The organism is Nocardia sp. PLKS1-43, assembly GCF_059510335.1.
This window is the reverse complement of the sequence record NZ_JCAJZQ010000008.1, coordinates 178,710-194,245: the sequence shown is the minus strand read 5'-3', so window position 1 is coordinate 194,245 and position 15,536 is coordinate 178,710. Positions and strand designations below refer to the sequence as shown.

Genomic DNA, 15,536 nt, shown 5'->3' with positions numbered 1-15,536 from the left:
GGCGGCCAATCCGCGAACCGCGCCGATGCGGCTCGACCGCCCCGGAGTTCGATGTGCCGGAAAACTCGATGTGCCGGAAAGGATTGTGCTGATGCTGCGATTCGGGACGGCCGGTCTGCGGGGACCGCTGCGGGACGGCCCGGACGGGATGAACCTCGACACGGTGCTGCGTGCCACCGCCGGACTCGCCGACTGGCTGCGTGAGCGTTGTCTGGGCGGCGGCGTGGTGATCGTCGGCCGCGACGCCCGGCACGGATCGGCCGAATTCGCCACGGCCACCGCGGAAGTGCTGGCCGCCGCCGGATTCTCGGTCTTGCCGCTGCCGCGCCCGCTGCCCACCCCGGTCGTGGCCTTCGCGGTGCGCGAACTCGGCGCCGTGGCCGGAGTGCAGATCACCGCATCGCACAATCCGGCCACCGATAACGGCTACAAGGTCTATCTCAGCGGCGGCTCGCAACTGATCCCGCCCGCCGACGCGGAGATCGAACAGCGCATCGAAGCGGTGCGTCAACCGATCCCTCGCGCCGATCCCCGGCCGACCTCCCCCGATCCGCGACTGCTCACGCTCCCACCCGGCACTCCGGTCGCCGATTTGGGCGAGGAGATCGTCCGCCGCTACCTGGACCGCGTCGCGACCCTGCCCGCGCGGCTCGGGGGTTTCGACGCGGTTCCCGTCGAAACAAGCACGGCCGGCCTGCGGGCCGATACGCCCGATCTCCGGCTCGGCGAATCCGAAATCCGTACCGGCGCAACCGAAGCCCCGCGCGACCGGGCCGCCGCGGCGCCCGGCGCGCACGATGCGACGACCGGAACGCCCGCCGCTGCCACCGGCGCACCGGCCACCGGCGACGCGGTCCGGGCACCGGCAGCCTCTTCGCAGAACGCTCCTATGCCGTTGCGGCGCAACGAACTTCGCATCGCGCTGACGCCGATGCACGGCGTGGGCGGGGAACTCGCCGTCGCGGCGCTGCACGCGGCCGGGTTCACCGACGTGCAGGTCGTGATCGAGCAGTTCGCGCCGGACCCGGATTTTCCGACGGTAGCTTTCCCCAATCCGGAGGAGCCGGGCGCCGCGGACCTGCTGCTGGCACTGGCCGATCGGATCGATGCCGATCTGGCGATCGCGTTGGATCCGGATGCGGACCGATGCGCCGTCGCGCTGCCCGGACCGCAGGGGCACCGCATGCTGCGCGGTGACGAAACCGGGGTACTGCTGGGCGATTTCGTGCTGCGCGGCGCACCCGCCGACGCTCTGGCGGCGACCACGATCGTGTCCTCGCGGCTGCTGAGCAAGCTGGCCCCGGCGCGCGGCGCCCGTTACGCCGAGACGCTGACCGGGTTCAAGTGGCTCGCGCGGGCCGGGAGCGGCATGATCGGGTCAGGGCTCGGCGCGCCCGGCGGGCCCGAAGGAGACAGCGCGCGTAACCGCGAACGGGCCTCGCAAGCGCCGCCTTCGGGCACAGTGGCAGCAGCGGAGCCTAACCACCCGGGCCCACCGATCACGCCCCGGCAACCCCGGTTGGTGTACGCGTACGAGGAGGCGATCGGGCACTGCGTGGATCCTGCGGCGGTGCGGGACAAGGACGGCATCTCCGCGGCGGTCGCGGCCGCCGAACTCGTCGCCCGGCTGCGGGCCCGCGATCGCGACCCGCTCGATCTGCTCGACGACTACGCACTCGAATTCGGCCTGCACGCCGGAGACCAGGTGGCCCTGCGGCTGGCCGATCAGGACGCCGCCGCAGCGGTTCTCGAACGGCTGCGGGAGAATCCGCCGGACGCCATCGCCGGGACGCCGGTCGTCTGCACCGATCTGGCCCGGGTGCGCGGGCCGATGCGCACCGACGCGCTGATCTTCGAGGCGGACACCCAGCGCATCGTGGTGCGTCCCTCGGGCACCGAGCCCAAGCTCAAGTGCTACCTCGAGGTGATCGAGCAGGTATCCTCCCGGGCGGCGTTGCCCGAGGCGAAACTTGCTGCCGCACAACGCCTGTCCGATCTGCGCAAGTATTTCGAGAGCCTCCGGTAGGCCGAGCGGCTCAGCGTGGACCGAACTGGCGATCGCCCGCATCGCCCAGACCCGGGACGATATAGGCGTTTTCGTTGAGTCCGGTATCGATCGTCGCGGTGACCAGCCGGACCGGCAGCCCGGACCGCTCGAGCGCCGCGACGCCCTCGGGCGCGGCGACGACGCACACCGCCGTGATGTCGGTGGCGTCGCGGGCGGCCAGCAATTCCAGGGTGTGCCGCATCGAACCGCCCGTGGCCAGCATCGGGTCCAGCACGAATACCGGTACCCCGGCCAGGGATTCGGGCAGCGACTCCATGTACGGCACCGGCTGATGGGTGCGCTCGTCGCGGGCGATGCCGACGAAGCCGACGCGCGATTCGGGGATCAGCTCACTGGCGGCGTCCACCATGCCCAGCCCGGCCCGCAACACCGGCACCAGCAGCGGCGGATGCGCCAGCCGCACACCCTCGGTGTCCGCTACCGGCGTGCTGATCTCGAACGTCGTCAGCGGGGCCTCGCGCAGTGCCTCGTAGATGAGGATTCCGGTCAGATCCCGCAGTGCGCCACGGAAAGCCGGGTTGGGGGTGCGCGCGTCGCGCATGATGGTCAGCAGAGCCGAAGCGAGCGGATGATCCACGGTGTGCGTTCGCATGAGGGAACGATAAGGTTTGCACCGGGGCTCGGCCCGCACTCCGTCCGGGTTTTTCTCGCTCGCGGAGTGGAACCGTTCTCGTGGCGCCTGCGTCAAACCACTCGGATGACGTAATCTGCCACCAGACCAGCACGATGGGGGATTGTGATGCCAAAGATCTCGGTCGACACCGAGGGCCTTGCCGCCTACGGTGCGACAGCCGGTGGACTGGCCGGTGAAATGGCCTCGGCCGCAACCGCGGCGGCGGCCGCCGATCCGGCCCTGCTCGGCCCGATCTTCGGGCTCGTCGGGGGCGATTTCCTCACCGCGTACTCCGCCGCCCACGCCGGGCACGTGGCGTCGATCGGGCAGCTGTCCGCGGTACTGGGCACCGTGGGCACCGCCGCGGCCGGCGCCTCGGTCAGCTACGCGGAGAACGATGCCGAGCGCGTCACCGCCATGCATGCCGTACAGGAAGAGTTGCAGGCATGATCGCCGGGATCGATCTCGACGCCCTGGCCAGACCGCTGGTGGATCTGGTCGCCAGTTTCGGCACCGGCGTGCTGCCCGCCGGCGGCCCCGCGGATGCGCTGCGCCGGACCTCGGCGACGTTGGACGGCATCCACCGGGCCGGTAGTACGAGCATCAACCAGATGACCGACGCCTGGAACGGCCGCGCCGGTGACGCCGCCATGGACAAGGCGATGCAGGTGCAGACCTCAGCGGCGAACATCTCCGATCGCGGCACGAGCATGGCCGACGTGGTCAGCCAGGCCGCCGCCACGGTGCAGACCGGCCAGCAGAAACTCGCCGGAATACTGCAGGACTTCGTGCACCAGGTGAACGTGCTGGGCCCCGCGGCGACCACGCCCGTGGGCCTGACCACGGTCGTCACCTCCGCGATCGACCACTTCGGCCAGGCGGTGGGCGTGGTCGGGCAGGTGCGCTCGGATCTCGACACGCACACCGCCTCGATGACCCAGCTGACCCCGCCCCCGTCCACCCCGTCCGCAGTCGCCGCCCCGGTCAACACGGCCTCGCTGATCTCCCAGGCCGGCAGCGGCGTGGAGACGGCCTCGTCCCTGCTCGGCGGCGTACTGTCCAGCGGCGGTTCGGCGGTCAGCTCGATGACCACGCCGGCCTCGGCCAAGTCTTCGAAGACCTCCACCGCGGCCAACAGCAGCACCGACAAGACCACCAAGAACGGCGGCGTGATGATCACGCTGCCGGACGGCACCCAGGTCGAAGCGCCCAACCAGAAGGCCGCCACCGCGGTGAAGGCGGCGATCGGCTGCTGCGGCACGCCCTATGTGTGGGGCGGTAACACCCCCGGTCAGGGCCTGGATTGCAGTGGTCTGACGAAATACGCGTACGGCCAGGCCGGTGTCGACCTGCCCCGCCTGGCGGCCGATCAGAGTCAGGGCGCCACACGGGTCGCCCCCGGCGATGTGATGCCCGGCGACCTGGCCATCTGGGATGGTCACGTCGCCATGGTGGTGGGTAACGGAAAGATGGTCGAGGCCGGAGATCCGGTACAGATCGACGCGATTCGAACGGAGAACATGGGAATGGCGTTCCACGGCTTCTACAGGCCCACGTCATGAGCGCGCCGCAGCCGCAGAAGGAGATCCCGAACGTCACGGTCGCCTCGAGCACCAATCGTTCCGGGACCATCACCGTGCGGGCGACCGATCAGGGCATGCCGGTGGAGATCAAGTTCGAGCGCAGCGAATACCGTTACGGCGCAGCGGCTCTGGCCGCCGAGATCCTGCGCCTGACCAAGCGTTCGGCGATCGTGGCCAAGGCGCGGCGGCGGGAGTTGCTCGCCGAGTCCGGCATGCCGGTGGAGATCCTGGACAAGCTCGGCCTGCCCACCCGCCAGACCGCCGTGGACGAGCTGGACCGCATGGACGACGAGGACACCGGGCCAACGAGCTGGATGAGGCAGGTCTGAGGGTATGAGTGCTGAGATGGACGCTCTCGTCGCCGCGGCGACCGAGAAGCTGGAGGCCCTCGAGGCCGCGCTGCACGGCCTCGGCCAGGTGCGCGGCAGGCACACCACCGACGACGGTCTGATCAGCGTCGAGGTGAACAGCGACGGCGCCCTGGTCGGGCTGCAACTCGCCGAGTCGATCACCTCCCGTCCGCCCGCCGAGGTGGGCCAAGCCATCATCCAGGCCTGTACACAGGCCGCCCAGGATGCGGGCGAACAGCGCTCGGCGGTCGTGGCGACGCTCAATTCGAGCTTCACCGCACCGCCGGCGGGAAATGTTGGGGGGCGGGCCGAATAGTGCCACAGGCGCAGGGTCGATAGGCTCACGGTCATGGCTTCTGGAGACATCGTCCCGATCGAGCTCGGCCTGACCGACGGCGATCTCGTCACCCTATGGGCACCGCGCTGGCGCGACGGTGAGGACGAGTGGGAGGCATTCCTCGGACACGAGGACGCGCTGTACGGGTTCGACTCGGTCGCGGAGCTGGTCGCGTTCATCCGGACCAACGACGACAACGATCTGGTCGACCATCCGGCGTGGAAGGTCGTCGCCGAGTTGTCGGCCGCGGAGCTCGAGCCCGAGGACGAGCACATCTTCGATCTGGTCGCGGTGCCGGAGCTGGCGGCGGGCGATCCCGATCCCGATGTCGTCGCCGAACTCGAGGCGACGCTCGATATGGCTCGCACGATCGGCGATGTCTGCGAACTCGAGGTGGTGACCAAGTTCTTCGACTCGCATCCGGAGATCGGCACGCTGCCCGCGGGCGTGACCGCGTTCTTCGGCCGCGAGGGCGAGGAGCTGTGGGGGCAGATCGGCGCGGCCATCGTCAAGGATTGGGACGCGGTCGTGGACGCCATCGACGGGGTGGTGAAATCGCCGGAGGTCGATGCGGACGCCGTATCGGTCGCCGAGGCGGAACTGCTTGCGGCGGAACAGAATATCGTCGACGCCGAGGACGCTGCCGAGAATGACGAGGACGACGAGATCGAGCACGTCGACCTCGACGCCGAAGACGAGGACGCCGAAGACGAGGACGAGGACGAGGACGAGACCTTCTGGCACGGAGTCGGTATCGACCCGGTCCGGATCGTCACCTCCGAAGGCCAATTCTTCACGCTGCGTTGCTATCTCGACGACGAGCCGGTGTTCCTCGGCAGCAACGGCCAGATCACGGTCTTCGGCTCCGAGCGCGCCCTGGCCCGCTACCTGGCCGACGACCACGATCACGACCTGGCCGCGGTGAGCACGTACGGCGAGGTGCACACGGCGGCGATCGACGGATCGCTCGAGGTGGAGGTCTCCGACGAGAACGTCTACGTCCTGCCCGGCCTGGCCGACGATCTGGCCGAGGGCCCGGAGGCCGTCGATCTCGATCAGCTCGATCTCGCGGTCGAATTGTTCACCGACGCGGCGGATTACGCCGACGACGACACCGTGGAACAGGCGTTGGCCAAGTCCACCTCACTCGGTTCGTACGTCTCGTATCTGCTCGAACCCGACCCGGGCCGGCTGGCGCCCAGCGCGCCCTTCGCCGCCGAGGCCGAAGCCTGGCGCGCTCTGGAACGCTCCTTCGAAGCCCGCCTGCACAAGGATTAGGCACCGGCCGGCACTTCCGTAGAAGAAGACGACAACCTTTTCCGCAAACTTCGGCAGACTCGATGAATTCATATCGGGTCGGTTTGCGGCGGGCGGCGCCGCCCCGAAAACCGCGGTCTTGTTCGCCATTTATTCGGCCGCAGTTTCCGGACTGCGGATTTACCGCGGCGCCCACAATATTCCCGTCTTTCCCAGGGCGTCATTTGAGCACTCTGGCTGCTGGGGCGCCGACACGCCCCGGTAGAGGCCCACTCCAGTGGTGGGAACAGCTCTGTTCAGCCAGAGTAATACCTTCCGCACCGCCGCTTTCTCGTGCTGTAATAACCTCACTACAGCCAGTGAAAGTGGTTCACCGGGTCGGGATGTACGAAAGGGCCCTGGGCATGGCACGACAAAGTCGTTCGCCGCATTCTCGCAATCGTCGTTCACATACTCCGCTCCTGACGAATCTGCTCACGGCCGCAGTGGAATCGGACCCCGATCGGATCGCCGTTCGCTTCAATCCATCGGGCGACCCGGCCGACCAACGGCAACTTACATACCAGGAACTGGACGCGGTGTCCTCTCGACTGGCACGTGAGCTGATCGGACGCGGTATCGGTGCCGGCGATGCGGTGGCGATGGGCCTTCGACGCAGCGTCGAGTCGGTCGTGGCGGTCTGGGCGATTGCCAAGGCGGGTGCCGCCTTCGTGCCGGTGGACCCGGCGTATCCGCCCGAACGCATCGCACACATGGTCGCGGATTCGGGAGCGGTACTGGGGTTGACCTCGACGGTGCACCGGAGCGCGCTGGGCGATGCGGTGCAGTGGATCGAGCTGGACGATCCCGCGCAGGCTGCGCGTATCGCCGAAAACCCGGACCATCCGATCTCCTATCTCGATCGGATACGCCCCATCGATCCACGGCATCCGGCGTACATCATCTACACCTCGGGTTCGACCGGAACCCCCAAGGGCGTCGTGATCACCCATACCGGCCTCGGCGGCCTGGTGGCCTCGTCACGGGAGACGCTGCGAGTGAGCCCGAACTCGCGCGTGCTGCACGCATCGTCACCGAGCTTCGACGCCTCGGTCGAGGAGCTGCTGGTGGCCTTCTCCTCGGGTGCGACGCTGGTGGTGGTGCCACCGGATATATTCGGCGGCCCGGAACTGGCCGATCTGCTGCGACGCGAGCGTGTCACCCATCTGTCGATGACCCCGGGAGCACTCGCGTCACTGGATCCGGACGGACTCGACGACCTGGAAGTGGTCGAGGTGGGCGGCGACCGGTGCGGCCCGGAATTGGTGGCGCGGTGGGCGCGAGAGGGACGGCTGTTCATCAACGGGTACGGCCCGACCGAGGCGACGGTGCTGGCGACCCTGAGTGATCCGATCCCGCCCGAGGGCCCGGTGACGATCGGGCGCGCGATCGCCGGCGTGGCGGCAATCGTGCTGGACACGCGGTTGCGGCCGGCCCCGGCCGGCAGCGTCGGGGAGTTGTATCTGTCCGGCCCGGCGTTGGCCGAGGGGTATTTGGGCCGCCCGGGTCTGACCGCCGAGCGATTCGTGGCCAACCCGTTCGGAGCCGAGGCCGGCGCGCGGGAGGTGCGGCTGTATCGCACCGGGGACCTCGTGCGGCGCAATGAAACCGACGGCACCCTCGAACATCTGGGCCGATCGGATTTCCAGATCAAGATCCGCGGCTTCCGGATCGAGCTGGGCGAGATCGACAGCGCGCTCACCGCCCATCCCGGCATCGGCTTCGCCGTAACCGTCGGCAAGACGCTGCCCTCCGGCGCCACCGCCCTGGTCTCGTACGTGATGCCGCGGGAAGGCGGCACGCTCGACATCGACGAACTCACCGCGTTCGTCGCGAACCGTCTGCCGGAGTACATGGTGCCGGCATCGATCACCGTGCTGGACGAGATCCCGCTCACATCGGTCGGCAAGGTGGATCGTGCCGCATTGCCGGAACCGGCCTTCGCGACCGCCGAATTCCGTCCTCCCGTCACCGAAACCGAGTCGGTTATCGCGGAGGCCTTCGCCGCGGTGCTCGGTGTCGAACGGGTCGGCATCGACGATTCCTTCTTCGCGCTGGGTGGCGACTCGATCCTGTCCATCCAGATGGCGGTCCGAGCCAGGAAGCGGGGAGTGGTGTTCACCCCGCGAGATGTGTTCGATCATCGAACCGTTGCCGCGCTGGCCGAAATCGCGACGTCGGCTTCCGATCCGGAGCAGCCCCGGTTGGACGAACTGCCCGGAGGCGGTGTCGGCACGATTCCGCTGACGCCGATAATGGCCGCCACCCTGGCCAAAGGCACAGCGTGGCAACGGTTCTCGCAATCGATGGCGCTGCGCCTGCCGACCGATATCGACCGCGAGACCCTGGTAGCCACCCTCGACGCGGTGATCACGCACCACGATGTGCTGCGGTCGCGGCTGCGCGCCGCGGAGCCGGCGGATCCTGGGCTCGGAGCCGATTCGAACACGGCCAGTTGGACATTCGAGGTCCTCGGGCGCGGAGCGGTCGATGTCGACGCGCTGGTGCACCGGATCGAGCTGCCCGCCGGCATCGACGACGCGGAGCTGTCCCGGAGAGCGAGCGCGGCCTACGACGGCGCGCTGGGCCGGCTCGATCCGGCGAATGCGGTGATGCTGCAGTTCCTCTGGTTCGCCTTCGCGACACCGGAGCCCGACTCGCCCCCGGGACGCCGGGACGTATTACTCGTGGTCGCACACCATTTCGTGGTCGACGGCGTGTCGTGGCGCATTCTCATCCCGGATCTGGCGCTGGCGTGGTCGCAACTGGTCGCCGGCCGGCAGGCGTCCTTGCCCGCCAACGGCACATCGATGCGGCGCTGGGCACACGCGCTGACCGAGATGGCGACCGAGCCGGCACGCCGGGCGGAACTCGAGTTCTGGCAGCAGATTTGCGACGCCGACGACCCGCCACTGGGCAGCCGCGCCCTCGATCCGGCGATCGACACCCTCGCCACCGTCGACCACGTGCGGGTGACGGTGCCCGCCGAGGTGACCAACGCCGTGCTGACCACGATCCCGAGCCGCTATCACGGCGGCGTCGCCGACGCTCTGCTGTCGGCGCTGGCATTGGCGCTGAGCCGATGGCGACGCCTGGACAAGGGCGGTTCGGCAGTGATCAAGCTCGAAGGCCACGGTCGCGAGGAGCAGGTCGTGGCGGGCTCGGATCTTTCTCGCACCATCGGGTGGTTCACCAGCGCGTTTCCGGTGCGGTTGGAGCTGGGCGAGATCGATCTCGACGACGCGTTCGCGGGTGGCCCGGCCCTGGGCGCTGTCGTTAAGTCGGTGAAGGAACAGCTACTGGCCGTGCCGGACAACGGCATCGGCTACGGCCTGCTGCGGTATCTCGACCCGGACAGCACCGCACGACTGGCCGAGGCCGGGCAGATCGGCTTCAACTACCTGGGCCGTGTCACCGCGGGCGAGATCCCCGCCGAACTCGCGGAACTGGGCTGGATGCCGGTCGACGACCTTGGCGAACCGACCGCCGAGATGGATTCGGATATGCCCGCCAACGGCGTGATCGATATCAACGCGATCGTGGCCGACGGTGCGGACGGGCCCGAGCTGACCGCGTCGTTCGCGTTCGCCACCAAGGTGATTTCCCGTGACCGGGTGCAGGAGTTCGCGCAGCTGTGGACAGCCGCGCTCACCGCGTTCTCGCGGCACGCGCGGCGCTCGGACGCGGGCGGGCGCACACCGTCCGACCTGCCGCTGGTGCGGGTGAGCCAATCGGATATCGAGGTGTGGGAACGGAACTACCCGGCACTGGCCGATGTGTGGCCGTTGGCGCCGCTTCAGGCCGGTCTGCTCTTCCACGCCCTGCTGGCGGGCTCGGACGTCGACGTCTATACCACCCAGTCGACGGTGGATCTGGCGGGCGAGCTCGAGACGGCGCGGCTGCGCACGGCGGCCCAGGCGATGCTGGCTCGCTACCCCAATCTGCGGACGGCGTTCGTCACCGATTCGGATGGCAACGCCGTACAACTCGTCATGAGCCGGAGCGAGGCGCAGTGGCGCGAGGTGGATCTGACCGGGCTGCCCGACGGTGAACGCCGCGCGGAGTTGCGGCGGTTGGTCGACGCGGATCGCCGGAACCACTTCGACCTCGCGGCGCCGCCGCTGCTGCGATTCACCCTGTATCGCACCGGCGCTGCGGTCGACACCGCAACCGAGCACACCGAAGACGTTGCGGCACAACAGCAGTGGAGCCTGGTCATCACCTCCCACCACATCCTGCTGGATGGGTGGTCGATGCCGTTGCTGTTGCGTGACCTGCTGCTGTTGTACGCATCGCGTGGCGACGAGAGCGGGTTGCCGCGGGTGGCGCCGTACCGTGGCTATCTGAATTGGCTGGCCGGGCGGGACCGCGAGGCATCGCTACAGACCTGGGCGAAGGCGCTGACGGGCCTCGACGAGCCGACCTTGCTGGCGTCACCATCCCGCCCCGGCGAACGGACGCGGATCGACAGGCTGAACACCGAGATCGATGCCGGCCGCACCCGCCGGATCACCGAGCGCGCAGCGGCACTCGGTGTCACGGTGAATACCGTCCTGCAGGTGGCGTGGGGTCTGCTGCTGGGCCGGCTGACCGGCCGCGACGACGTCGTGTTCGGCGCCACGGTATCCGGGAGACCGGCCGAGCTGCCCGGTGTGGAATCCATGGTGGGCCTGTTCATCAACACACTGCCCGTGCGGGTGCGGATCGACGAGCGCCACACGGTCGGTGAGTTCCTGCAGGATGTGCAGCGCGACCAGGCGGCATTGCTGGACCATCATCAGGTCGGCCTGAGCGATATCCAGCGGATTGCCGGGGCCGCAGCGCAATTCGACACCCTGCTGGTCTTCGAGTCCTATCCGATCGACCGCGAGGCGATCGCAGCCACCAGCTCGATCGACGGCATGTCGGTCACCGGCGTGAGACTGGCGGACGACACCCACTACCCCCTGACCCTGGTGGTCACGGCGGGGTCGACGATCGAGATCACCTGGCGGTATCTGAACGGCCGGTTCACCGCAGGCGAGGTGGAAACCATGGCCGCGCGGCTGGTCCGTGTTCTGGACGCGCTCTCGGGCGATCCCGTGGCCACGGTCGGTGGCATCGACATCCTGCTGGACGAGGCCGAGCGGAACCGGATCCTGTTGCAGTGGAACGGCTCTCGGCATCAGGTCGAGCCGGAGCTGCTGCTGGACGGTTATCGGCGCGCGGTGTCGGCCCATCCGGATCGGGTCGCGATCGCCTATGCGGGCTCGGAACTGACCTACCGGGAATTCGACGAGCGGGTCAACCGCCTCGCGCGTGCGCTGATCTCCCGCGGCGTCGGCCCGGAAAGCCTGGTCGGCCTCGCGATACGGCGGTCACCGGAGCTGGTCGTCGGCATGTACGCGGTCCTCGCCGCGGGCGGTGCGTACGTCCCGGTGGATCCGGATCATCCCGCCGAGCGCATCGCGTACATCCTGCGCACCGCCCAGCCGGTGTGTGTGCTCACCACGGATTCCGTGCCGGTGCCGGACGGAATCGCGGTGCTGCGCATCGACTCCGGCGAGCCGGACGGATTCGAGAGCACACCGGTGCGGGCCGCGGAACTGCTGCGGCCGGCCCGCACCGACGATCTGGCGTACGTCCTGTTCACCTCCGGTTCCACCGGCCGGCCGAAGGGCGTCGCGATAACGCACCGCGCGGTCGGCAATCACCTCGCGTGGATGCTCGACCGGCATCCGCTGGGCCCCGACGACGCCTATCTGCAGAAGGCGCCCACCACCTTCGACATGTCGGTATGGGGCTATTTCATGCCGCTGCGCGTCGGCGCGAAGCTGGTGCTGGCCACTCCCGACGGCCACCGGGACCCGGTATATCTGGCGGAAACCATTGCCGCGCAACGAGTCACAGCCACGGACTTCGTACCCTCGATGCTCGCGGAGTTCGCGGCCCAGGTGGACGCGGCCGCGGTCGCGACCCTGCGGCACGTGATCAACGGCGGCGAGGTGCTGACCGCGGAGACCGTCGCCGCACTGCATGCGATCTGCGACGCTCGCGTGCACAACCTGTACGGGCCGACCGAGACCGCCGTCTCGATCACCTCCCGGACCGCCTCCGGCGACGAACGCACCGACATACCGATCGGCACGCCCGGCTGGAATTGCGGTGTGTACGTGCTGGATTCACGCCTGCGGCCGGTCCCGGCCGGGGTTCGGGGTGAGCTGTATCTGGCCGGCGACCAGCTGGCCCGCGGCTATGTGCGCCGGGCGGCGCTGACCGCGGAACGATTCGTGGCCAACCCGTTCGACGACGGTCGACGCATGTACCGAACCGGTGATCTGGTGCGATGGCGCGCGGACGGCGTACTGGAATACCTGGGCCGCACCGACTTCCAGGTGAAGTTCCGGGGCCAGCGCATCGAGCTGGGCGAAATCGAGTCCGCGCTGGCGGCGTTGCCGTCGGTGCGACAGGCCGCGGCCGCGGTGCTGCCCTCACAGCTGGGCGACCAGCTCGTCGGCTACGTGGTGCCCGCACCCGATGCCCGGCACGACACCGCCGAAACGCTGGCGGCCCTGGCACGCACGCTGCCCGCCTACATGATCCCGGCCACGATCGTCGAACTCGCCGAATTCCCGCGCAATACCAGCGGCAAAGTGGACCGCCGAATGCTGCCTCTGCCGGAGTTCGGCCTCCGGGAGTTCCGCGCGCCGGGCACGCCTGCCGAGGAGATCGTGGCCGGAGTCTTCGCCGAGGTGCTCGGCCTGGATCGGGTGGGCACGGCCGACGACTTCTTCGCACTCGGCGGTAACTCGCTGGTCGCCACGCGGGCGGTGGCCCGGTTGAGCGCGGCCCTCGGGACGCGGGTGCCGGTGCGGGCTCTGTTCGACCGGCCGGTCGTCGCCGACCTGGCAGCGGGGATCGTGCCCGGCGGCGACGATGCGGCCGAGCGCCCCGAGCTCCGGGCGGTCGAACGAGGTGAGTTCGTACCGCTGTCGCTGGCTCAGCTGCGCATGTGGGTGCTCAACCGGATCGACCCCGAATCCCCCGCCTACAACATTCCGTTCGCGCTGCACCTGCGCGGCTCGCTGGATGTGCCCGCGCTGGCACAAGCCGTTCAGGACGTTCTGGAGCGGCACGAGGCGCTGCGCACCAGATATCCGGCCGACGGCCCCGACGGGCAGCCGTACCAGCAGATCCTGCCGGTGACCGAGGCGCTGCCGCACGGGTTGCAGGTCGACCACGCCACCGACGGCGTCCTCGACCGCATCGCCGAACTCGCGACCACCGGCTTCGACGTCACCGCCGAACCCCCGGTCCGGATTCGATTGTTCCGCGGCCACGACGCGGACGAGCACGTGTTGGTCGTCGTCGCGCACCACATCTGCGCGGACGGTGCGTCGATGGCGCCGCTGGCGCGGGATCTCACGACCGCATATCTGGCGCGCGTCGCGGGTGACCCGCCGAGATGGGCGCCGCTGGCCGTGCAGGTCGCCGATTTCGCGATCTGGCAGCACAAGGCCGTCGGCAGCGAGGACGACCCGGACTCGGTCGCCGCCCGGCAGCTGGCCTACTGGCAGCGCGAGCTCGCGGGCATAGCCGGCGCATCGCTGTTGCCGCTGGATCATCCGCGCCCGGCGCGCGCGTCCCAGCGCGGCGCGTCCATCGCGTTCGCGGTGCCCGCGGACGTGCACACGCGACTGGCGCAGATCGCGCAGGAGCACAACTCGTCGCTGTTCATGGTCGTGCACGCCGCCCTGGCCGTCCTGCTGGCCCGGTTGTCCGGCGGATCGGATATCGCGATCGGCACGCCGATCGCGGGTCGCGGAGCCGCCGTACTGGACGATCTGGTCGGCATGTTCGTCAATACCCTGACCCTGCGCACCACCGTGGACCGGTCGGCCCCGTTCGCCGCACTCGTCGACACTGTGCGGGAGGTCGACCTGTCCGGGTTCGCCCATGCCGACATTCCGTTCGAGCGCGTGGTCGACGCGGTCCTTCCTGCCCGGGCGGGCGGGGCGCATCCCCTGTTCCAGGTGATGCTGTCGTTCCAGAACACCGAAGCGCCGGCGTTCGAGCTGCCGGGGCTGAGGATCTCGGCGCTGGACACCGGCGAGGTGACGGCCAAATTCGATCTGGAGGTGATCGTCGATCCACACCACCGCGACGATGGTGTCCGGGATGAGCTGATCGTCGTATTCACCTATGCGACAGACCTTTTCGACGCACCGACCATACAGAGCCTCGGTCGCCGGTTCGAACGGATCCTGACCGGTGTTGCCGCCGATCCGCAGGTACTCGTCGGCGATATCGATGTCCTCGACGCGGGCGAACGCGACCGGGCGCTGGTGGCCGCCGGACCGGAACCGGCCCGGCCGCGGCGAATCGAGCTGTTGCCGGATCTGCTGGCCGCGGCCGCGGACCGCAATCCGGACGGCGTCGCGGTGATCGTCGACGATTCCGCCCGGGAGCTGGACCGGCTCGACTACCTCGAACTGGACGAGCAGTCGAACCGGCTGGCCCGCCTGCTGCTCGATCGCGGCGTCGGGCCGGGGGATCTGGTCGTGATCGGCATGCCACGGTCGGCGACCTCGGTGCTCGCGATCTGGTCCGTGGTCAAGACCGGGGCGGCCATCGTGCCAGTGGATCCGGCCTCCGTGGCGGACCCGAGTAGTCACCTGCCCGCGGACGCGGCGCTGGGACTGACCGTCCCAGGCGTCGACCTGCCCGATGCGCTGCCCCGGTTGACGTTGGGCACCGACGAGTTCGCCCGGCAACTCGCCGACCGGTCGCCAGCACCGATCGGCGATATCGATCGCCCTCGGCCGCTGCGTCCCGATCATCCGGCCTGTGTCGTGCGCACCTCGGGATCGAGCGGCCCGTCCCGGGTCGTCACCGTCGACCACGCCGCGTTGGCCGGTTTCTGCGCGGAACTGGGAGAGCGTTTCCGAGTGACGAGCGGTTCTCGCACCCTGCATTTCGCCACACCGTCGTCCGACGCGGCGATGCTGGAGCTACTCCTGGCCGTCGGCGGTGGCGCGACCCTGGTGGTGGCGGCACCCACCGTCGACCACGGGAAGGACCTGGCCGTGCTGCTGCGTCGACAGCGGGTGTCGCACGCGGTCCTCACCGCGGCGGAGCTGGCCGCGATCGACCCCGCGGGGCTCGACAGACTCCGCGTGGTGATCACCGACGATGCGGCGAGCACTCCGGATCTCCTGCGGCGCTGGGAGATTCCGGTCGCGGGCGGCCGTGTCCGCGAGATCCGCCATGGCTACGGCCCGGCCGCGGCCACGACCTGACGCGGACCCCG

7 protein-coding genes and 1 pseudogene are annotated in these 15,536 nt (G+C 69.2%); 7 read left to right on the top strand and 1 reads right to left on the bottom strand.

Translation table 11 applies throughout. The features are described 5' to 3' along the window. Positions 1 to 91 precede the first annotated feature (91 nt). A complete protein-coding gene (locus AC5WS7_RS26775) occupies positions 92 to 2,026 on the top strand; it encodes a phospho-sugar mutase (protein WP_495957343.1) in 1,935 nt (644 codons plus the stop codon). Between the two features lie 10 nt (positions 2,027 to 2,036). On the opposite strand, the gene upp is transcribed toward AC5WS7_RS26775, so the two are convergent. Next, on the bottom strand, positions 2,037 to 2,660 hold the full coding sequence (gene upp, locus AC5WS7_RS26770) for a uracil phosphoribosyltransferase (protein ID WP_495957342.1): 624 nt from the start codon (positions 2,658 to 2,660) through the stop codon (positions 2,037 to 2,039). Between the two features lie 147 nt (positions 2,661 to 2,807). On the opposite strand from upp, the gene AC5WS7_RS26765 reads away from it, so the two are divergent. The 6 genes and pseudogenes from AC5WS7_RS26765 to AC5WS7_RS26740 all read left to right on the top strand — a co-directional run. Further along, positions 2,808 to 3,131 (top strand): type VII secretion target, encoded by a 324-nt coding sequence (locus AC5WS7_RS26765; RefSeq protein ID WP_495957341.1) that lies wholly within the window; start codon positions 2,808 to 2,810, stop codon positions 3,129 to 3,131. Further along, a complete protein-coding gene (locus AC5WS7_RS26760; protein WP_495957340.1) occupies positions 3,128 to 4,243 on the top strand; it encodes a bifunctional WXG100 family type VII secretion target/C40 family peptidase in 1,116 nt (371 codons plus the stop codon). The genes AC5WS7_RS26765 and AC5WS7_RS26760 overlap by 4 nt, the downstream gene beginning before the upstream one ends. Beyond that, positions 4,240 to 4,593 carry a hypothetical protein gene (locus AC5WS7_RS26755; RefSeq protein WP_495957339.1) on the top strand — a complete coding sequence of 118 codons (354 nt, stop codon included), beginning with the start codon at positions 4,240 to 4,242 and terminating at the stop codon, positions 4,591 to 4,593. Before AC5WS7_RS26760 ends, AC5WS7_RS26755 begins: the two co-directional genes overlap by 4 nt. A 4-nt stretch (positions 4,594 to 4,597) precedes the next feature. Further along, positions 4,598 to 4,930 (top strand): YbaB/EbfC family nucleoid-associated protein, encoded by a 333-nt coding sequence (locus AC5WS7_RS26750; RefSeq protein WP_495957338.1) that lies wholly within the window; start codon positions 4,598 to 4,600, stop codon positions 4,928 to 4,930. A gap of 33 nt (positions 4,931 to 4,963) precedes the next feature. Next, a complete protein-coding gene (locus AC5WS7_RS26745; protein ID WP_495957337.1) occupies positions 4,964 to 6,229 on the top strand; it encodes a SatS C-terminal domain-containing protein in 1,266 nt (421 codons plus the stop codon). Positions 6,230 to 6,660: 431 nt separating this feature from the next. Continuing rightward, positions 6,661 to 15,525: pseudogene (locus AC5WS7_RS26740) on the top strand (amino acid adenylation domain-containing protein); the annotation flags it as partial. Positions 15,526 to 15,536: the final 11 nt, after the last annotated feature.

What these genes read in the sequence shown, in the direction of transcription:
- upp (WP_495957342.1), bottom strand. Translation starts at nt 2,660, where the DNA reads ATGCGAACGCACACCGTGGATCATCCGCTCGCTTCGGCTCTGCTGACC.
- AC5WS7_RS26750 (WP_495957338.1), top strand. Translation starts at nt 4,598, where the DNA reads ATGAGTGCTGAGATGGACGCTCTCGTCGCCGCGGCGACCGAGAAGCTG.
- AC5WS7_RS26755 (WP_495957339.1), top strand. Translation starts at nt 4,240, where the DNA reads ATGAGCGCGCCGCAGCCGCAGAAGGAGATCCCGAACGTCACGGTCGCC.
- AC5WS7_RS26745 (WP_495957337.1), top strand. Translation starts at nt 4,964, where the DNA reads ATGGCTTCTGGAGACATCGTCCCGATCGAGCTCGGCCTGACCGACGGC.
- AC5WS7_RS26765 (WP_495957341.1), top strand. Translation starts at nt 2,808, where the DNA reads ATGCCAAAGATCTCGGTCGACACCGAGGGCCTTGCCGCCTACGGTGCG.
- AC5WS7_RS26760 (WP_495957340.1), top strand. Translation starts at nt 3,128, where the DNA reads ATGATCGCCGGGATCGATCTCGACGCCCTGGCCAGACCGCTGGTGGAT.
- AC5WS7_RS26775 (WP_495957343.1), top strand. Translation starts at nt 92, where the DNA reads ATGCTGCGATTCGGGACGGCCGGTCTGCGGGGACCGCTGCGGGACGGC.